This is a genomic window from Microbacterium sp. F2E (genome assembly GCF_020905435.1).
Taxonomy (GTDB): domain Bacteria; phylum Actinomycetota; class Actinomycetes; order Actinomycetales; family Microbacteriaceae; genus Microbacterium; species Microbacterium lacticum.
This window is the reverse complement of the sequence record NZ_JAJJIB010000015.1, coordinates 1-16,775: the sequence shown is the minus strand read 5'-3', so window position 1 is coordinate 16,775 and position 16,775 is coordinate 1. Positions and strand designations below refer to the sequence as shown.

Below are 16,775 nucleotides of genomic sequence, written 5' to 3'. Positions count from 1 at the left end.
ACAGCGTGGTGAAGGCCTCATGAGAGGCCCGTCCGACCCAGTCCGCGGTTGCCGGTGATGCCCAGCGTCAGATCGGCGAGCGTACGGTCGGCGGCCTGTACGAAGGATCCGATGTCCTGACGTCGTGACACTCCCGCTGCATGAATGGGGGTGCCCGTGGCCGCCACCCGGGCGTGACCGACGCTGCCGCGTGCATTCGGCAGTGGAGGTGAACTGTGTCCGATTCCACTTCTGTGGGAGTTCCGCCCACAGCGGCCCCCGCGCTCGAGGCGAAGAGCCTGTACAAGGTCTTCGGCCGGAGTCCCAGGGATGCGGTGGCGCGGCTGCGTGCCGGGGCGTCGCGTCACGACGTCGCCGATGCCGGGACCGCTGCCGTCATCGACGCGAGCTTCACCGTCGCGCGCGGCGAGATCTTCGTCATCATGGGCCTGTCCGGTTCGGGCAAGTCGACGATCATCCGCATGCTCAACGGCCTGCTGCCCCCGACCGCCGGCGACGTCGTCATCGGAGGGAGGAACGTCACAACGGCGTCGCCCGCAGAGCTGCGCACCATCCGCCGCGAGTCGGTGTCGATGGTCTTCCAGCATTTCGCGCTGCTGCCGCACCTGACCGTGCTCGACAATGCGGCCTACGCCCTCGAGATCCAGGGCGTCGGAAAGGTCGAGCGTCGTGCTCGGGCGATGGAGATCCTCGAGCGCGTCGGTCTGGGCGATCGCGCTCTCGCGATGCCCGACGAACTCTCCGGGGGCATGCGCCAGCGCGTGGGCATCGCCCGCGCACTCACCGCCGGCACCGAGATCCTGCTGATGGACGAGGCCTTCTCGGCCCTCGACCCGCTCATCCGCCGGGAGATGCAGGAGCAGCTCGTCGAGCTGCAGCGCGAGCTCGGCCGCACGATCGTGTTCATCACCCACGACCTCAACGAGGCGATGTTCCTCGGCGACCGCATCGCCGTCATGCGCGATGGGCGCATCGTGCAGAACGGGACCCCCGAGGAGATCCTCACCGATCCGGCCAACGACTACGTCGCCCAGTTCGTGCAGGACGTCGATCGTGCACGCGTGCTCACCGCGTCCGCTGTGATGGAGCCGCCGGCCGCGACGACACCCCTGAGCGCCGGCGTGCGCGGGGCGCTGCGCACCATGCGCGCGCAGCAGACCGGCGCCCTCTTCGCCATCGAGAACCGCCGCCTCGTCGGCGTGGTGACCGACCGCGCCGTCATCCGCGCCGTCAAGTCGGGCGAGACCGACCTCCGGAACGTGGTGGATGCCGCGCCGGGTGCTGTTCCCACGGTCGGACCCGACGACCTACTCACCGACATCGTCGAGACCGCCGTCGAGGCGACCGTGCCGCTCGCGGTCATCGATGAGAATCGTCGGCTGCTCGGCGTCATCCCGCGCGTGACGCTCCTCGCCGCACTCGGCAACGTCCCAGCGACGACTCGAGAGATGCCCGTCATCCAGACGCCGATCGACATGGTGGCCGAGTTCACGTCGCTCGTCGACCAAGCCGCCGGCGCGACCGAAGGGAGCGTGCGCTGATGGACGGATTCCGCATCCCCCTCGGTGAGTGGGCCGAAGCGGTCGTCGACTTCCTCGGCGACGCCTTCGGGTGGCTCTTCGACCTCATCGCGACTGTGCTGAAGAGCGTCTATGGCGGGCTCGAGTGGCTGCTCAGCGCGCCGCCGTTCTGGATCATCGTGGTTGTGTTCGCGGCCCTCGCGTACGCCGTGCGCGGCTGGAAACTCGCCCTCGGCACGGCAGTCGGGCTCCTCGTCATCGTCGGCGTCGACCAGTGGGGAGCCGCGATGGACACCCTCGCGCTCGTCGTCGTCGCGGCGCTCGTCGCGATCGTCATCGCGATCCCGATCGGCATCTGGGCGGCGCGCAGCGACCGTGTGTCGCGCGTCGTGCGGCCCGTGCTCGACTTCCTGCAGACGATGCCTGCGTTCGTCTACCTGATCCCCGCGATCATCTTCTTCGGTGTCGGGGCCGTGCCCGGCATGATCGCCACGATCGTGTTCGCCGTCGCCCCGGGAGTACGCCTCACCGAGCTCGGCATCCGCGGTGTCGACGCCGAGATCGTGGAGGCCGGACAGGCCTTCGGGGCGACCCCGGCCCGCATCCTGCGCCAGATCCAGATCCCGCTCGCGCTGCCGTCGATCATGGCCGGCATCAACCAGGTGATCATGCTGAGTCTGTCGATGGTCGTCATCGCGGGCATGGTCGGCGCCGCCGGTCTCGGCGGCGAGATCGTGCGGGCGATCGGCCGCATCAATGTCGGGCTCGGCTTCGAAGCGGGGATCGCGGTCGTCATCCTCGCGATGATCCTCGACCGCATCACCTCCGCGCTGAACACGTCTCCGCGACGGAACGACCGCACGAAGAGCGTGGGCACGCCCAAGACCACAGACCAGGCGGTCTCATCATCCGCCGGGGGTGCGGAGACTCCGCGTCCGACACACAACGACCAGTCCGTGAACAGCACACGGATGGAGAGGACGTCACGATGACCAAGAGAAGGAACCTCCTCACCGGCCTCGCCCTCGCGGGTGCCGCCACCCTCGCGCTCGCCGGCTGCGCCGGCACGTCGGACGGGGATGCCGCGACCGACGGCCCCGCCGACCGCCCGATCGAGATCGCCGTCTTCAACGGCTGGGACGAGGGAATCGCCGCATCGTACCTGTGGCAGGCGATCCTCGAAGAGAAGGGCTACGACGTCAACCTCACGTATGCCGACGTCGCACCCGTGTACCAGGGTCTCGCCGGCGGTGACTTCGACATCGTCCTCGACACCTGGCTGCCCACAACGCACGCCGACTACATGGACCGCTACGGCGACGATGTCGACGACCTGGGCGCCTGGAACGACGAGGCCAAGCTCACCATCGCGGTCAACGAGGACGCGCCCATCGATTCGCTCGACGAGCTGGCGGCGGCATCCGGCACCTTCGGCGATCGCATCATCGGCATCGAGCCGGGGTCGGGCCTCATGCGCATCACCGGCGACGACGTCGTGCCCGGATATGGGCTCGACAAGCTGCAGCTCGTCGAATCGTCCACCCCGGCCATGCTGGCCGAGCTGAAGAAGGCGACGGATGCCGGTGAGAACATCGCCGTGACCCTGTGGCGTCCGCACTGGGCCTACAACGCCTTCCCGGTCAAGGACCTCGCGGACCCGAAGGGGCTCCTCGGCGACGCCGAGAGCATCCACTCCGTCGCGGCGACGTCCTTCCAGACCGACTTCCCCGAGGTGCACGGCTGGATCTCGGGCTTCCGGATGCCGAGCGAGACTCTGTACTCGCTCGAGGACGCGATGTTCAACCAGGCTTCCGGCGACGACTACGGTCCCGTCGTGAAGAAGTGGATCGCGGAGAACCAGGAGTGGGTCGACGCACTGACCTCGTGAGTCGATGCCCGGACCCGGATGCCGCGGCTGAGTCTTCGCAGAAGCCTCAGACCGCGGCATCCTGCTTCGGGATGTAGACCTTCTTGATGATCAGCAGGATCGACGCCGTCACGGGGATCGCGACGAGCGCACCGAGGAGGCCCATCAGCGTGCCGCCGACGAGCGCGCCGATGACCACGAGCGAGCCGGGAACCGAGATCGCCTTGTTCATCACCTTCGGCGTCAGAACATATGCCTCGATCTGCATGTACACGAGGTAGACGATCGCGAAGACGAGACCGCCGATCGGGCTGGCGATGAGGGCGACCACCGTGCCGATCGCCCAGAACAGCACGCTGCCGACGAGCGGGATGAGCGTGACCGAGAAGGCCACGACGGCCATCAGCGCGGCGAACGGCAGGCCGAGGAACAGATACAGCAGGAACGCGACGAGCGAGTTGAAGAATGCCAGCACGACCATGCCGCCGAGGTAGCCGCCCACCGACTCGGTGATCTGCTCGGTGATCTCGGTGGTCGTGGAACGCAGACGCGCCGGCCACAGGCGGTAGAACGCCTGCTTGATCTCGGGCAGCGAGGCGAGGAAGTACAGGCTCAGCACGATGATGATGATGATGCCCGAGATCGTCGTACCGATGCTCAGCCCGATCGAGAGCACGCCGCCGCCGATCGCGGCGACGTTGTTCGGGTCGGTCAGGAACTTCTGCAGCTCGGCGAGCAGGTCGGGCGCCTGGTCGCCGAACTGGGTGACGAGCCACGCGAACAGGTCGGAGCGCTGGAAGTCGCCGATCATGCCGGGCAGGTCGCGGATGAACTGGGCGATCTGCTGGATGACCGTGGGGACGATGAGCCAGAGGATCGCGATGATCACGAGCGTGAACAGGAAGTAGACCACCGTGATCGCCCACGCACGCTTCATGCCGCGCGCCTGCAGCCGCCGCACCAGCGGGTCGAGTCCGAGCGCGGCGAACATCGCGAACGCGATGTAGATCCAGATGGTGACGAGGCTCGTGATCGCCATGCCGAGGGCGAAGGCCACGAGGCCGCCGAACGTCAGGAAGAACCCGATGACGAACGGATGGTTGAGGTTCGCCCAGATCGTGCGCGCGGGCACCTGGTTCTCGAGCGCGACCGTCGTCGCGTCGGGCGTCGGAACGGCCTCGCCGCCAGCGCTCGTGGCGGCACTGGCGGCGGTCGCGTCGGCGGAGCTGCGGTACGGCGTCGGTTCGGGTTCGCCCATGCGTCACACTCTAGGGTCAGACGGTCGTCTTTGGGAGGACCGCGGCCGATCCAAGCGCCTGCGCGATCGTGATCACCGCGAGCACGACCGTCAGCCCCCAGACGCCCGACTCGACGATGAACCCCATCACCTCCGGCCACGACCGGGTCACGGTGATCAGCCAGATAGCGGCGAGCAGCACGAGGGCGATGCCCACGAGGATGAGCGTCAGCCGGAACGACCCCCACCGCTTGTACACGGTCGCCGCCCAGAACCCGAGGGTGAAGACCATCATCGTCAGAGTGAAGAAGAACAGCCCCGCCGCGAGCGGCCCCGACGCCCACAGCCAGTCGAGCGCGAAGAAGTAGCCCCCGATGCCCCAGCCGTTCGTGGCGATCTCGATGAGCCCGCCGACGACGAAGATGAGGGCGAGGATGCCCGCCGTCAGCGCCGCGGTCAGCATCGTGCCGAGGAAGAACTCCCGCCGGGTGACGCTCAGCGCCTGGGAGAACGGGAACGTCAGCGTGAGGGCCTGCACCCCCACCGCGATGAAGTACCACAGCGGTGCCTGGGCGCCGCCGCCGTACATGTTGGTCGTGACGCCGCCGGCGGCGATGATTCCCCAGATGATCAGGGAGATCACGAAGGAGCTGCCGAGGATGAGCAGCGGCACCCACACGAAGGTCTCGCGGTTGGCCAGCTGCATGCGGACGACGTTCAGCGTGCGGCTCATCGGAGTGCTCCTTCCGCCGCGGGCTGCGCGGCATGCTGGGTGAGGCGGACGATCAGCTGTTGCAGTGACACGGGCGCGAGGTCGAGCCCGGATGCCTGGAGGGCGGCCCGATCCGCGGCGGTGAGCTCGCCGAGCACCGTGACGCTCGTGACGTGTCCGAGGCTCTCGCGGTGGATGACCTCGCGCCCGGCGGCGAACGCCTCGACGGCCGCCGCGTCGCCGACGATCGCGGCGGCGCGCGAGCGCACCGCGTCGGTCTCCTCGTCGAGGAGGATGCGACCGCCGTCGATGACGACGACCCGCTCGATGAGGTTCGACACCTCGTCGATCAGGTGACTGGAGAGGATGACGGTGCGCGGGTGCTCCGCGTAGTCCTCGATCAGCCGGTCGTAGAAGAGCTGGCGCGCGACGGCGTCAAGCCCGAGGTACGGCTCGTCGAAGAACGTGATCTCGGCCCGCGAGGCGAGCCCGATGATGACGCCCACCGCCGAGAGCTGCCCGCGGGAGAGCTTCTTGATGCGGGTCTTCAGCGGCAGCTCGAACGCCGCGACGAGTTCGTCGGCGAAGCCCTGATCCCAGTTCGGGAAGAACAGGCTCGCCATGCGGAACGCGTGCGTCGGGAGGGCGTCCTCGGGGTACTTCTGGCTCTCCCGCACGAAGCAGATGCGCTGGAGCACGCCGGCGTTCTCATACGGGTCCGCGCCGAACACGCGCGCCGTGCCCGACGTGGCGAAGTTCTGCGCGGTGAGGATCGACATGAGTGTCGTCTTGCCGGCGCCGTTGCGGCCGAGAAGGCCGTAGATCGTGTTCTCCTCGAAGGCGAGAGACACGTCGTCGAGGGCGAGGGTCTCCTTGTAGCGCTTGGTGAGGTGCTGCACCTCGATGACGGTCATGGGCGGTTCCCTTCGGTACGGTGTGCGGCGGCCCGCTCCCGCAGAAGCTGGGCCAGGTCGTCGGCGTCGAGGCCGAGAGCGGAGGCCTCGGCCAGGAGCGGGTCGATGTAGCGGTCGGCGAAGGCCCCGCGACGCTCTGCGATCAGCTGCGCGCGGGCGCCGGGAGCGACGAACATGCCGATGCCGCGGCGTTTGACGAGGATGCTTCTTTCGACGAGCACGTTCACTCCTTTCGCGGCGGTGGCGGGGTTGATGCGGTAAAAGGCGGCGAGTTCGTTCGTCGAGGGCGCCCGCGCGTCGTCGGCGAGGCTGCCGTCGAGGATGGAGTCTTCGACGTTCTCGGCGATCTGCAGGAACAGCGCCTTTCCTTCTTCGATCACTCCGCCGCCGTTCCTGGTTGATGGGTTAGTTACTTGACTAAGTAACCACAGAACCTTGCGCGACGCAAGCCCCGATCGATCGCCACGCGCCCGCGCGTAGCGACTGAGGCGCCGAGTGTCCAATTTGCAGGCCCATGTCGATGCCTGAAACGTTGGGGAGGTGGCCCGACGCCGACCCTGCAGAGCGCCCGTGGCCGGCACCCGGGCGTGACCGATGCAGCCTGTGCACCGGGCTGCCGAGGTGTTCTGTGACTCTTGCTCCTGAGACCACCCCTCGCGAGGCGACTGGCGAGACCGCGCCGCTTCTCGAGGCGCGGAACCTGTTCAAAGTGTTCGGCCGAGCGCCCAAAGACGCCGTGCAGCGACTGCGCCGAGGCCAGACCCGCGCCGAGGTCGCCGACGCCGGTACCGCCGCCGTCATCGACGCGAGCTTCTCCGTGCAGCGCGGCGAGACCTTCGTGATCATGGGCCCGTCGGCATCGCCCGCGCCCTCACCGCGGGCATCGACATCCTGCTGATGGACGAGGCGTTCTCGGCGCTCGACCCGCTCATCCGCCGCGAGATGCAGGAGCAGCTCGTCGTGCAAGACGTCGACCGCGCACGCGTGCTCACCGCGGCATCCGTCATGGAGCCCCCGCACGCCACCATGCCGCTGAGCGCGGGCGTGCGCGGCGCCCTGCGCACCATGCGCGCGCAGCAGACCGGGGCGCTGTTCGCCGTCGAGAACCGGCGCCTCGTGGGCGTCGTCACCGATCGCGCCGTCATCCGCGCCGTGAAGGCGGGCGAGACGGACCTCCGCCGCGTGGTGGATGCCTCGCCGCGGGCACTCCCGACGGTCGGACCCGACGACCTGCTCACCGACATCGTCGAGACCGCCGTCGAGGCGACCGTGCCCCTCGCGGTCGTCGACGAGAACCGACGCCTGCTCGGCGTCATCCCGCGCGTCACCCTGCTCGCCGCGCTCGGCAATGTGCCGGCGACGACCCGCGAGATGCCGATCATCCAGAGCCCGATCGACATGGTCGCCGAGTTCACCCCGCTCGTCGACACCGCCGCCGGAGGCGCCCCCACCCCGGGCGAGCCCGGTCTTCGGCCGGTCTCGCCCCCGCTTCGCGATAAAGTCGGGGGCATGAGCGAGCAGCCCGACCCGTCCGCGACTCTCGTGCGTCTGCGCGGGAGCATCGACAACATCGACGCGGCGCTCATCCACATGCTGGCCGAACGCTTCAAGGCGACGCAGCAGGTCGGCGTGCTGAAGGCGGAGTACGGGATGCCTCCCTCCGACCCCGCCCGCGAAGAGCAGCAGATCGCGCGCCTGCGCCGCCTCGCCGCCGAGGCCGACCTCGACCCCGAGTTCGCCGAGAAGTGGTTCAACTTCGTGGTCGCCGAGGTCATCCGCCACCACACCACCGCCGCCGAAGGCGCCTGACGGGATCAGACCGCGTCGTCGGAGGACGCCGCGGCGGGCGGGGTCTGCGGGGGCTGTGGGTTCGCGGGTGGCTGCGAGGCCGCCGGCGGCGGCGCGGGCATCTGCGGGGCCCGCGCGGCGAGGGGTAGCGCGACCTTCTCCTCGAGCACGGTGATCGCCTCGTCGGAGACGACGATGAGCCCCTCCAGCTCTTCGCGCACGCGCTTGTAGGCGATCTGGCGCTCCGCCGCGGTGGCGCCGCCGTCGACGGCGACCGACAGCAGCTGCTGCGCCGTCTGCAGGCGCTTGCGCTCGGTCTCGGAGAAGTCCGAGTCCTTGAGCCGCCGCGCTTCGCGCTCGGCGACGTCGAAGGCGACCTCGTAGTCGGTGACCGCGCTCGCGTAGGCGGCGAGCTCCCCGTCGGTCAGGTGGGCCTTGGGTGAGCCCGGCCGCAGGCGGTCGGCGGTCTTCTTGGCGCGGAGGAACGCGGCGGTGAGCGGCTGTCGCCCGTCACTGATCGTCGGGTAGGCGATGAGCTTCGCGACGTCCAGCTCGTACTCCAGCCAGCGCGCGGTGACCGCGTCGTGCTCGGCGAAGAGCTTCTCGAGCTGCGGCTGGGTGGGCGACGCCTTCGTGAGGGGCTTCGGCTCGGTCGCGTGCGCGACCTGCTTGGGCGGCTCGGCGGCCTTCAGCGCCGCCTTGGCCTGCAGGATCTCGAGACGCCGCTTGTGCCGCGAGCGCGCGCCGCGCTCCCACCGCTGGCCGAGGCCGCCGAGCACGCCGAGGACCGGGAACGCGAGCCACCAATAGCCGGCCAGAAACTGCCAGAAGTCCACCGTCACACCTTACGTGCGTGCGCCCTCACGGGCGCGGCGGGCGGGCACTCCGCGACGGAATCGGCCAGACCGGCGGAGCCGGTGGGGCATCGGATGCCTGGTCGGCGCGAGGCGTGCCGGTGGTCTGGTCGCCCCCCGGGGAGGCGTTCGGCGGGGTCGGGCGCGTCGTGGCATCCGGCGGCTGCCGTGCGGGTTGCTCGGACTTTGCCGGGTGCTCGGGCGGCGCGGGCTGCGTGCGCGGGGCGGTGGCGCGGGCGAGCGCCTCGGCACCCCGCGCCAGCACGCTCTGCGTGAGGTTCTGTGCGATCTCCTGAACCGAGACGACCCACGCCGCGGGTGCTGCGGCATCCGGGCCGGGGCCGGCGGGCGCCGAGCGGTCCTTGCGCGCGAGGCGCCAGGCCTCGGCTTCGGCGGCGTCGAACGCGCGGCCGAGGCGGGCCACGCCGTCGCGGTAGGCGGTGAACTGGGCGGGCGTGATCCGCACGTCGGGGGCGGCCGGTCGGAGGGCACGGGTCGTCTTCAGCTCGGCGAGGAAGGCGGCCGTGGTCGGTACGCGTGCATCGCCGAGGGCGGGGAAGGCGAGCTGGCGTGCCGCATCCGTCTCGTACTGCATCCAGCGCGCGGTGATCGCGTCGTCGGTGGCCATCAGCCGGGCGAGCGGCAGCTGGGCCGGGTCGGCGCCGCGGCCGCTCTGCGCGCTCAGCGCGACGCGGTCGGCCGACAGGTTCGCCCGTCGTGCGCGCACTCCCGCTGACGCCGCCCGCGTGTTGCGCTGCGCGGCGTCGAGCGCGCGCCGCGCCGCGGCGACCTCGGCGTGGCTCGCGCGGCCGGCGGTGGCCTCGGCCTGCACCTGCGAGAGCTCGGCGCGGGCGACCCGCACGCCGACGCGTGCGGCCGCGGCATCCTGCCGCGCCTGGCGCAGCGCATCGCGCGACGCGTCATAGGCGAGGCGACGGGCCTTCGTCGAGCGGCCTCGGCGCAGCCCGATCCAGCCGAGGGTGCCGGCGCCGATCATCGTCGGGCCGATCCACCAGAACTCGGCGATCGCCGCCCACACTGGATCCACCTGGCCATGGTATCGAGCATGCCTGAAAGGAGAACGGGGGTGGTGTTGCCCGGTGCGCGCCCCGGTGTCGCATGCTCGTGCCAGCATGAGGGGATGACCGTCTCGAGCGCCCCCCTCATCGGCCGCGACGCCGACGTGGCGCGGCTCGACGACGCCCTGGAGCGCGCCCGGTCGGGATCGCCCGTGTTCGCTCTCCTGCGCGGCGAGGCGGGCATGGGCAAGAGCCGCCTCGTCGACGCGTTCGCCGACCGCCCGGCCGACGACGCGATCGTCGGCGCGGGCAGTGCGTTCATCTCGGAGACGTCTCCGCGCCGCACGCGCCGATCACATCCGTGCTGCGGGCGGTCGTCGGTGCGCTCGGGCTCGGGTTCGCGCGGGAGGCGGCCGGTCCCGCCCTCGCGGCGCTCACCGAGCTGACACCGGAGGGCGGCTCCGACCCGGCGCCGTCGGCGGAGCCGGCGCGGCCCAGCTGCACGAGGCGATCGCCCTGCTGCTCGAGGCGGCCTCGCGCGAGCGTCCCGTCGTCGTCGTGATCGAAGGCCTCCACTGGATCGACGGGGCGAGCCTCGCCGCCGTGCAGTTCTCGATGCGCGCGCTCACCGCGGGCCGGGTGCTGTTCGTGCTCACCTACCGCGGCGAGGACATCGGCCCCCGGCATCCCGCGCGCCCGTTCCTCATCGAGGCCGAGCGCCACCGCGCCGCCGAGCGGTGGGACCTCGGCCCGCTCACCCGCGGCGAGGTGCGCCGCCAGATGCACCAGCTGATCGGCGAGGCGCCCGCGGACACCGACGTCGACGCGGTCTTCGAGCGCAGCGACGGCATCCCGTTCTTCGTCGAGGAGCTCGTCGCGATCGACGCCTGCCGGCGCGACAGCGCGATCCCCGAGACCCTCCGCGAGCTGCTGCTGGCCCGCTACGAGCGGCTCTCGGGCGACGCCCGCTGCCCGGCGAGTTCGATGATGTCCGCCTCACGGCGACGGTAGACGATGAGATCGAGGTCGGAACGCATGGCGACTCCTTTGGAAGGTGAGAAACGGTGTTCGTCACGTTCCTCGGTCGTCGCTAAGGCCCCCCGTGGGCATCGGTCGATCGCCCGATGTTCGGGGCTGAGGCACCTCAGATCCGCGGGTCGCGGGCGCGCGGTCAGCCGAAGATGAGCGCGAGCACCGTCGCGCCGCCGCCGACGAGGATCAGCGAGATGATCACGATCCAGGCGATAACGCGCGTGCGGCGTGCGCGCTTCTCGACGATCTCGTCGAATTCTTCGTCGGAGGGAGCAGTCATGACGCTCAGCCTACGGGCTCGGCGACCGTCGCGCCGAACGCGGCGGGAAGGGTCGCCTGGGAGATCGCTCGCAGTTCCGGCACCGTGAGGGTAAAGACGTCCTGCACCTCGAGGGCCGGCTCGTCGCCGTCCGCGGCGGGATCGGTCACGCCGATGCGCAGCACCGGGTAGCCACGGCCCTCGCACAGGCCCCGGAACTTCACGTCCTCCTCGCGCGGCACCGACACGATGACCCGGCCGGTCGACTCGGAGAAGAGCGCGGTCGCGGCATCCACTCCGTCGCGCTCCATGATCTCGCGCAGCCACACGCGGGCGCCGACGCCGAAGCGCATGACGGCTTCGGCGAGGGCCTGACCGAGACCGCCCGAGGAGAGGTCGTGCGCCGACGAGACGAGCTCCTGCCGCGATGCGGCCTGGATGAGCTCGGCGAGGCGACGCTCGGCGGCGAGGTCGACCGCCGGCGGGCGACCGCCGAGGTGGCCGTGCACGGTGCCCGCCCAGGCCGAGCCGCTGAGCTCGGTCGAGGTGATGCCGAGCAGGTAGATGTTCTCACCGGCATCCTGCCAGCCGCTCGGGATGCGGCGAGCGACGTCGTCGATGATGCCGAGCACGCCCACGACCGGGGTCGGGAAGATCGGGGTGTCGCCGGTCTGGTTGTAGAAACTGACGTTGCCGCCGGTGACGGGCACGCCGAGCTCGAGGCACGCGTCGGCGAGACCGTCGACGGCCTGGCCGAACTGCCACATCACTTCGGGGTTCTCGGGGCTGCCGAAGTTCAGGCAGTCGGTGACGGCGGTGGGCACGGCGCCCGTGACGGCGACGTTGCGGTACGCCTCCGCGAGGGCGAGCTGTGCGCCCGCGTACGGGTCGAGCTGGCAGTACCGGCCGTTGCAGTCGGTGGCGATCGCGAAGCCGAGGCCCGACTCCTCGTCGACCCGGATCATGCCGGCGTCGTCGGGGAAGCTCAGCGCCGTGTTGCCCATGACGTAGTAGTCGTACTGGTTCGTCACCCACGAGGTGTCGGCGAGGTTGGCGCTGCCGAGCAGCTCGACGAACTGGTCCTTGAGCACGGCGGGGTCGTCGGTGCGGGGGAGGGCGGCGGCCGAGTCGAGCTGGAGGGCGTCGATCCAGGTCGGGTAGGCGACGGGGCGCTCGTAGACCGGGCCGTCGACCGCGACGGTCGAGGGGTCGACGTCGACGATCTGCTCGCCGTGCCAGAAGATCTGCAGGCGCCCGTCGCCGGTCACCTCGCCGAGAACGCTCGTCTCGACGTCCCACTTGCCCGTCACCGCGAGGAAGGAATCCAGCTTCTCGGGTGCCACGATCGCCATCATGCGCTCCTGCGACTCGCTCATGAGGATCTCCTCGGGAGTGAGCGACGGGTCGCGCAGCAGCACGTTCTCGAGGTCGACGCGCATGCCCGAGCCGCCGTTGGCGGCGAGCTCGCTCGTCGCGCACGAGATGCCGGCGGCTCCCAGGTCTTGGATCGCCTCGACGAGCTCGCCCGCGTAGAGCTCGAGGCAGCACTCGATGAGCACCTTCTCGGCGAACGGGTCGCCGACCTGCACGGCGGGGCGCTTGGTCGGGCCGCCGTCGGCGAAGGTGTCGGATGCCAGGATCGACGCCCCGCCGATGCCGTCGCCGCCCGTGCGTGCGCCGAAGAGCACGACCTTGTTGCCGGCGCCGGTGGCGTTGGCGAGCTTGATGTCCTCGTGGCGCATGACGCCGACCGCGAGGGCGTTGACGAGCGGGTTCCCCTGGTAGACGGCGTCGAAGACGGTCTCGCCGCCGATGTTCGGCAGACCCAGGCAGTTCGCGTAGAACGAGATCCCGCTCGTCACGCCGTGCACGACGCGCGGGGTGTCGGGGTGGTCCATCGCGCCGAAGCGGAGCTGGTCCATGACGGCGACGGGGCGCGCGCCCATCGAGATGATGTCGCGGACGATGCCGCCGACACCCGTCGCGGCGCCCTGGAACGGCTCGATGTAGCTCGGGTGGTTGTGCGACTCGACCTTGAAGGTCACCGCCCATCCCTCGCCGACGTCGACGACGCCCGCGTTCTGCCCCATGCCGACCATGAGGCGGCTCTTCATCTCCTCCGAGACCTTCTGGCCGAAGCGGCGCAGGTAGATCTTCGACGACTTGTAGGAGCAGTGCTCGCTCCACATCACGGAGTACATGGCGAGCTCGCCTGACGTGGGGCGGCGGCCGAGGATCTGCTTGATCTGCGCGTACTCGTCGGGCTTGAGCCCGAGGGCGCCGTACGGCTGCTCCTTCTCGGGGGTCTCCGCGGCGTGCTGGACGGTATCGGCGACAGGGGTGCTCACGCGGCTGGACTCCAAGACTCGGGATGCCGGGGGTGGGACCCAGTCTAGCCGCGCGTGCCCTGGCGACGGATGCCCCCGTGGCTCACTCGTCCGCGCCGCCGATCACCCCGATGCCGGTGGCCTCGTGGCTGGGTTCGCCGGCGCTCGGCGAGACGGTTCCGGGCTCGGCGGGCGCCGGCGCGGGAGTCTCCTCGGGCGAGGGGACCGTCGGTTCGCTCGGGGTCGGGGCGCCGGGCTCGGTCGGCGACGGCACGGTCGGCTCCGACGGGTTCGGTGCGAGCGGCTCCTCGTCGGGCTCCTTCTCGGTGCTCGGCTCGGCGAGCTGCTCCGTCGTCGGCTGGGCCGTCGAGTTCGGGTCGGCGGCCTGGCCTGCCGCACGGGCCGCGGCCTCGGTCGTGGCGTCGTCGGGGGCGGTGGAGTTCGGGTCGGACATGATCTCTCCTTCGATGGGGCTTGTGTCCGAGTCTGCGCCGCCGGGCGCGGCGAGGGAGGGGGGTTGACACGGGCCCGACAGGTCGGGGTCTCGCGCGTGTCGGCGCCCGGTCGTAGAGTCGGCGCATGACCGGGATCACGCCCTATCTGCACTTCGACGGAACGGCCCGAGCGGCGCTGGAGTTCTACCGAGACGTCTTCGGCGGTGAGATCGTGCTGCACACCTCCGCCGAGCTGGGCCGCGACGACGGGCCGGCCGACGCTGTGGCGCACGGCATGTTGCAGGGTCCCGTCGAGCTGTTCGCCTCGGACACGGCGCCCGGCGAGGAGACGACGGTGCTCCGAGGCATCCAGTTCGCCACGTTCGTCGCCGACGGGGGTGTGCTCGACCCGCTCGCGCTGAAGCCCTGGGGCGACCACGACGGGCAGGTGCGCGACCGGTTCGGGGTGACCTGGCTCATCGGCTACCAGGGGTGACCGGCTCCGATCCGCGGGCGGCGCTCTGCGCGCGGGCGGCGGAGCTCGACGCGCTGCTCGCCCGCCTCGATGCCGACGAGAGCGCGGTGCGCGCCGACCGGGCCGACGCGACCGCCGACGACGAGCACGACCCGGAGGGCTCGACGCTGTCGGGGGAGTGGCAGCGCATCGAGGCGCTGCGCCGGTCGGCCGCACTCGAACGCGCCGACGTCGACGTGGCGCTCGCGCGGGTGGATGCCGGCACGTACGGCATCTGCGAGGTGTGCGGCCGGGAGATCCCGGCCGCGCGGCTCGAGGCGCGCCCCTTCGCGACGCGCTGCGTCGCGTGTGCGGAGCGTCGCGGAGGTTGAGCGCGGTCGGCGCGCAGAGGATGCCGGGCGTGTGATCCGGCGCCGGGGCGGCCCCTCGCGCGTGCGGGTCGTGCTGGCCGGGCTCGGGGTGATCGGACTCGTCGTCGCGGGTTTCGCGATCCCGCTTGTGGTGCGGCACTGGTCCGCCGGGACGGCGATGCGCTTCCAGGGAACCGCGTGGGTGGCCTACCTCATCGTGGTCGCGATCGAGGTCGTCGCGTGTGTCGCGCTCGTCGTGTGGGTCACCCTCGCGCGACGCAGCGACCTGATCGCGCCGCTCATCCTCGCGGTCGTCGGCATCCACTTCGTGCCGCTCGCGTTCGTGTGCGGGCAGCCGATCATGGCGTGGGCGGGCGTCGCCCTGACCGTCATCGCCGTCGTCGCGGCGCTGCTCCCGGCATCCGACATCGCCCGCAGCTTCTGGTGCGGACTGCTCGGAGCGCCGGTGCTCCTCCTCGCCGCCATCCCGTGCCTGCTGGTCGGCCGCGCGGCGCTGGCGTCATGACCAGGTCTTGACGCCGGCCCGCGCGGTCGGCGATAGCCGGGAGCGGGTCACCGCCGGCGTGCGGTTGGCTGCAGTTCGTGCGCGCCGTAGCTGTTGTCGTCGGGGTTGACGGTGACGCCGGGCGCGACGAGCTGGTCGATCCGATCCGGCACGTCCGTGGACAGGCGGATGTCGGCGGCGGGCAGGTAGGAATCGAGCTGTTCCATGGTGCGGGGCCCGACGATGGCGGCGGTGACGCCCGGGTGGTTGATCGCGAACGCGATGGACATCTCGATCAGTGTCATGTCGTTCTGCTCGGCGAGCTGGGCGAGATCTTCGACGATGTCGAGCTTCCGCTGGTTCGCGGGGGCGGACATGTCGAAGCGTGCCTTCGGTCGCGCCGACGAGGTGGGCGCGCCCGCGGCATCCTTCCGCCACGTGCCCGACAACCACCCGCCGGACAGGGGGCTGTAAGTGAGGGTGCCCATCCCGTGCCGCTGCGCGGTCGGGAGGACGCCCTCCTCGATGCCGCGGACGAGGATCGAGTACGGCGGCTGCTCAGTGACGAACCGCTCGAGGCGGCGGGCGCGGGACGCCCACTGCGCTTCGACGATCTGCGAGCCGGAGAACGAGGATGACCCGATGTAGCGGATCTTGCCCTGGTGGACGAGGTCGCTGAGGGCGCCGAGGGTCTCCTCGATGTCGACGGCGGGATCGGGGCGGTGCACCTGGTAGAGGTCGATCCAGTCCGTGCCGAGTCGGCCGAGCGAGTTCTCGACCTCAGGGTGAGGGAGAAGGCGGCGGAGAGCGGAACCCGGATTCGGTGGATCAACTGGCGACCTTTGCGCCCCAGCGGTGCCAGCCACCGTCGTAGCCGTAAGCGATCTGCGACGCGGTGACGTGAACGTAGCTCACTCCGGTCGAGCCATTCCACAACGTGGAGTCGCCGTTGTGGCGTAGGCCCGCGCTCACCGGCACGATCACGAGACAGATGTTGCCGCTCTCACCCGTCTCAGCATGTGCCGTGGGTCCCGAAATCCAGCTATTGCCAGATGCGCTTCCCGTGCAGCCGCCGGGAGCGCCGACCTTGACACTGCCCCACGCCATTGCAGGTGCGGTGCCTACTCCGACGAGCGCCGTAACGAACGCAGCAGCTGCGATGGACATTGTGAGCGCACGCCGTCCGCGTTTGCTGCGCGGCCTATTGTCTGCCATTTCTCTCCTTCGATTCAGGGCGCCGGGATCGACGCTTGTCGACACCTTCTCCTAGCCCGATCGATGACTGCATGTATCTCCGGATACATCTGTCCGGCGGATGCAACACCTCACGCCTTGCTGGACATGTTGTTTGTGAACCACGCTGGGAGGCGTCATGAACGACAACGAACTAGTGTCGTACGCCAGTAATTCGTTGTCTATCTCTTAGAATGGGGTATGGCACGAGTTGGGCGTCCGAAAGCTGATCTGGTCCTGAGTGACGAG

General features: G+C 70.2%; 21 protein-coding genes and 1 pseudogene. 11 read left to right on the top strand and 11 right to left on the bottom strand.

The genetic code is table 11. The annotated features are described in order from the left end of the window. Positions 1 to 233: 233 nt before the first annotated feature. Genes LOK55_RS11210 through LOK55_RS11200 form a run of 3 tightly spaced genes read left to right on the top strand, consistent with a single transcriptional unit; the run spans position 234 to position 3,408 of the window. Positions 234 to 1,541 carry a glycine betaine/L-proline ABC transporter ATP-binding protein gene (locus LOK55_RS11210; protein WP_229935431.1) on the top strand — a complete coding sequence of 436 codons (1,308 nt, stop codon included), beginning with the start codon at positions 234 to 236 and terminating at the stop codon, positions 1,539 to 1,541. Then, on the top strand, positions 1,541 to 2,512 hold the full coding sequence (locus LOK55_RS11205; protein ID WP_229935430.1) for a proline/glycine betaine ABC transporter permease: 972 nt from the start codon (positions 1,541 to 1,543) through the stop codon (positions 2,510 to 2,512). The genes LOK55_RS11210 and LOK55_RS11205 overlap by 1 nt, the downstream gene beginning before the upstream one ends. Beyond that, on the top strand, positions 2,509 to 3,408 hold the full coding sequence (locus LOK55_RS11200; protein WP_229935429.1) for a glycine betaine ABC transporter substrate-binding protein: 900 nt from the start codon (positions 2,509 to 2,511) through the stop codon (positions 3,406 to 3,408). Before LOK55_RS11205 ends, LOK55_RS11200 begins: the two co-directional genes overlap by 4 nt. A gap of 46 nt (positions 3,409 to 3,454) precedes the next feature. Here the strand turns inward: LOK55_RS11200 and LOK55_RS11195 are convergent, their stop codons facing one another. Genes LOK55_RS11195 through LOK55_RS11180 form a run of 4 tightly spaced genes read right to left on the bottom strand, consistent with a single transcriptional unit; the run spans position 3,455 to position 6,630 of the window. Then, positions 3,455 to 4,645 carry an AI-2E family transporter gene (locus tag LOK55_RS11195; RefSeq protein ID WP_229935428.1) on the bottom strand — a complete coding sequence of 397 codons (1,191 nt, stop codon included), beginning with the start codon at positions 4,643 to 4,645 and terminating at the stop codon, positions 3,455 to 3,457. Between the two features lie 16 nt (positions 4,646 to 4,661). Then, a complete protein-coding gene (locus LOK55_RS11190; RefSeq protein WP_229935427.1) occupies positions 4,662 to 5,357 on the bottom strand; it encodes a hypothetical protein in 696 nt (231 codons plus the stop codon). Then, positions 5,354 to 6,250 (bottom strand): ABC transporter ATP-binding protein, encoded by an 897-nt coding sequence (locus LOK55_RS11185; protein ID WP_229935426.1) that lies wholly within the window; start codon positions 6,248 to 6,250, stop codon positions 5,354 to 5,356. Before LOK55_RS11185 ends, LOK55_RS11190 begins: the two co-directional genes overlap by 4 nt. Beyond that, entirely contained in the window at positions 6,247 to 6,630 is a 384-nt protein-coding gene (locus LOK55_RS11180) for a GntR family transcriptional regulator (RefSeq protein ID WP_229935425.1), read from the bottom strand. Before LOK55_RS11180 ends, LOK55_RS11185 begins: the two co-directional genes overlap by 4 nt. Positions 6,631 to 6,878: 248 nt before the next feature. Here LOK55_RS11180 and LOK55_RS14295 point away from each other — a divergent pair, with 248 nt between their 5' ends. From LOK55_RS14295 to LOK55_RS11170, 3 genes and pseudogenes are all read left to right on the top strand, one after another. Further along, positions 6,879 to 7,148 (top strand): hypothetical protein, encoded by a 270-nt coding sequence (locus LOK55_RS14295; protein WP_308066666.1) that lies wholly within the window; start codon positions 6,879 to 6,881, stop codon positions 7,146 to 7,148. Then, a pseudogene (locus tag LOK55_RS14290) lies at positions 7,148 to 7,534 on the top strand (CBS domain-containing protein); the annotation flags it as partial. The gene LOK55_RS14295 and the pseudogene LOK55_RS14290, both read left to right, overlap by 1 nt. A 225-nt stretch (positions 7,535 to 7,759) precedes the next feature. Then, entirely contained in the window at positions 7,760 to 8,059 is a 300-nt protein-coding gene (locus LOK55_RS11170; RefSeq protein ID WP_229935463.1) for a chorismate mutase, read from the top strand. A gap of 5 nt (positions 8,060 to 8,064) precedes the next feature. Here the strand turns inward: LOK55_RS11170 and LOK55_RS11165 are convergent, their stop codons facing one another. Further along, entirely contained in the window at positions 8,065 to 8,874 is an 810-nt protein-coding gene (locus LOK55_RS11165; RefSeq protein WP_229935424.1) for a hypothetical protein, read from the bottom strand. Between the two features lie 25 nt (positions 8,875 to 8,899). Next, positions 8,900 to 9,940, bottom strand: a complete 1,041-nt coding sequence (locus tag LOK55_RS11160) for a hypothetical protein (protein ID WP_229935423.1) — start codon at positions 9,938 to 9,940, stop codon at positions 8,900 to 8,902. Positions 9,941 to 10,033: 93 nt separating this feature from the next. Between LOK55_RS11160 and LOK55_RS14130 the strand changes: the two genes are divergently transcribed. Next, the gene (locus LOK55_RS14130; protein ID WP_268252537.1) at positions 10,034 to 10,357 is read left to right on the top strand and encodes an ATP-binding protein; all 324 of its coding nucleotides are present in this window, start codon (positions 10,034 to 10,036) and stop codon (positions 10,355 to 10,357) included. Beyond that, entirely contained in the window at positions 10,269 to 10,922 is a 654-nt protein-coding gene (locus LOK55_RS14125) for an AAA family ATPase (protein ID WP_308066668.1), read from the top strand. Before LOK55_RS14130 ends, LOK55_RS14125 begins: the two co-directional genes overlap by 89 nt. Positions 10,923 to 11,082: 160 nt before the next feature. On the opposite strand, the gene LOK55_RS11150 is transcribed toward LOK55_RS14125, so the two are convergent. The 3 genes from LOK55_RS11150 to LOK55_RS11140 form a co-directional block, all read right to left on the bottom strand. Beyond that, positions 11,083 to 11,223, bottom strand: coding sequence for a hypothetical protein (locus tag LOK55_RS11150; protein ID WP_170214248.1), 141 nt, complete (start codon positions 11,221 to 11,223; stop codon positions 11,083 to 11,085). A 5-nt stretch (positions 11,224 to 11,228) separates the two neighbouring features. Then, positions 11,229 to 13,550 (bottom strand): phosphoribosylformylglycinamidine synthase subunit PurL, encoded by a 2,322-nt coding sequence (purL, locus tag LOK55_RS11145; protein WP_229935422.1) that lies wholly within the window; start codon positions 13,548 to 13,550, stop codon positions 11,229 to 11,231. Between the two features lie 82 nt (positions 13,551 to 13,632). Further along, positions 13,633 to 13,983 (bottom strand): hypothetical protein, encoded by a 351-nt coding sequence (locus LOK55_RS11140; RefSeq protein ID WP_229935421.1) that lies wholly within the window; start codon positions 13,981 to 13,983, stop codon positions 13,633 to 13,635. Positions 13,984 to 14,108: 125 nt separating this feature from the next. On the opposite strand from LOK55_RS11140, the gene LOK55_RS11135 reads away from it, so the two are divergent. Genes LOK55_RS11135 through LOK55_RS11125 form a run of 3 tightly spaced genes read left to right on the top strand, consistent with a single transcriptional unit; the run spans position 14,109 to position 15,314 of the window. Next, positions 14,109 to 14,459, top strand: coding sequence for a VOC family protein (locus tag LOK55_RS11135; RefSeq protein WP_229935420.1), 351 nt, complete (start codon positions 14,109 to 14,111; stop codon positions 14,457 to 14,459). Continuing rightward, positions 14,456 to 14,809 carry a TraR/DksA C4-type zinc finger protein gene (locus tag LOK55_RS11130; protein WP_229935419.1) on the top strand — a complete coding sequence of 118 codons (354 nt, stop codon included), beginning with the start codon at positions 14,456 to 14,458 and terminating at the stop codon, positions 14,807 to 14,809. Before LOK55_RS11135 ends, LOK55_RS11130 begins: the two co-directional genes overlap by 4 nt. Positions 14,810 to 14,840: 31 nt before the next feature. After that, the gene (locus LOK55_RS11125; protein WP_229935418.1) at positions 14,841 to 15,314 is read left to right on the top strand and encodes a DUF6609 family protein; all 474 of its coding nucleotides are present in this window, start codon (positions 14,841 to 14,843) and stop codon (positions 15,312 to 15,314) included. A 47-nt stretch (positions 15,315 to 15,361) separates the two neighbouring features. On the opposite strand, the gene LOK55_RS11120 is transcribed toward LOK55_RS11125, so the two are convergent. Further along, complete coding sequence (locus tag LOK55_RS11120; protein ID WP_242089959.1) at positions 15,362 to 16,159, bottom strand: aldo/keto reductase; 798 nt, start codon at positions 16,157 to 16,159, stop codon at positions 15,362 to 15,364. Beyond that, a complete protein-coding gene (locus LOK55_RS11115) occupies positions 16,122 to 16,277 on the bottom strand; it encodes a hypothetical protein (RefSeq protein WP_229935464.1) in 156 nt (51 codons plus the stop codon). Before LOK55_RS11115 ends, LOK55_RS11120 begins: the two co-directional genes overlap by 38 nt. Positions 16,278 to 16,775 lie beyond the last annotated feature (498 nt).

What these genes read in the sequence shown, in the direction of transcription:
- LOK55_RS14130 (WP_268252537.1), top strand. Translation starts at nt 10,034, where the DNA reads ATGACCGTCTCGAGCGCCCCCCTCATCGGCCGCGACGCCGACGTGGCG.
- LOK55_RS11190 (WP_229935427.1), bottom strand. Translation starts at nt 5,357, where the DNA reads ATGAGCCGCACGCTGAACGTCGTCCGCATGCAGCTGGCCAACCGCGAG.
- LOK55_RS11185 (WP_229935426.1), bottom strand. Translation starts at nt 6,250, where the DNA reads ATGACCGTCATCGAGGTGCAGCACCTCACCAAGCGCTACAAGGAGACC.
- LOK55_RS11195 (WP_229935428.1), bottom strand. Translation starts at nt 4,645, where the DNA reads ATGGGCGAACCCGAACCGACGCCGTACCGCAGCTCCGCCGACGCGACC.
- LOK55_RS11170 (WP_229935463.1), top strand. Translation starts at nt 7,760, where the DNA reads ATGAGCGAGCAGCCCGACCCGTCCGCGACTCTCGTGCGTCTGCGCGGG.
- LOK55_RS11200 (WP_229935429.1), top strand. Translation starts at nt 2,509, where the DNA reads ATGACCAAGAGAAGGAACCTCCTCACCGGCCTCGCCCTCGCGGGTGCC.
- LOK55_RS11135 (WP_229935420.1), top strand. Translation starts at nt 14,109, where the DNA reads ATGACCGGGATCACGCCCTATCTGCACTTCGACGGAACGGCCCGAGCG.
- LOK55_RS11150 (WP_170214248.1), bottom strand. Translation starts at nt 11,223, where the DNA reads ATGACTGCTCCCTCCGACGAAGAATTCGACGAGATCGTCGAGAAGCGC.
- LOK55_RS11140 (WP_229935421.1), bottom strand. Translation starts at nt 13,983, where the DNA reads ATGTCCGACCCGAACTCCACCGCCCCCGACGACGCCACGACCGAGGCC.
- LOK55_RS11205 (WP_229935430.1), top strand. Translation starts at nt 1,541, where the DNA reads ATGGACGGATTCCGCATCCCCCTCGGTGAGTGGGCCGAAGCGGTCGTC.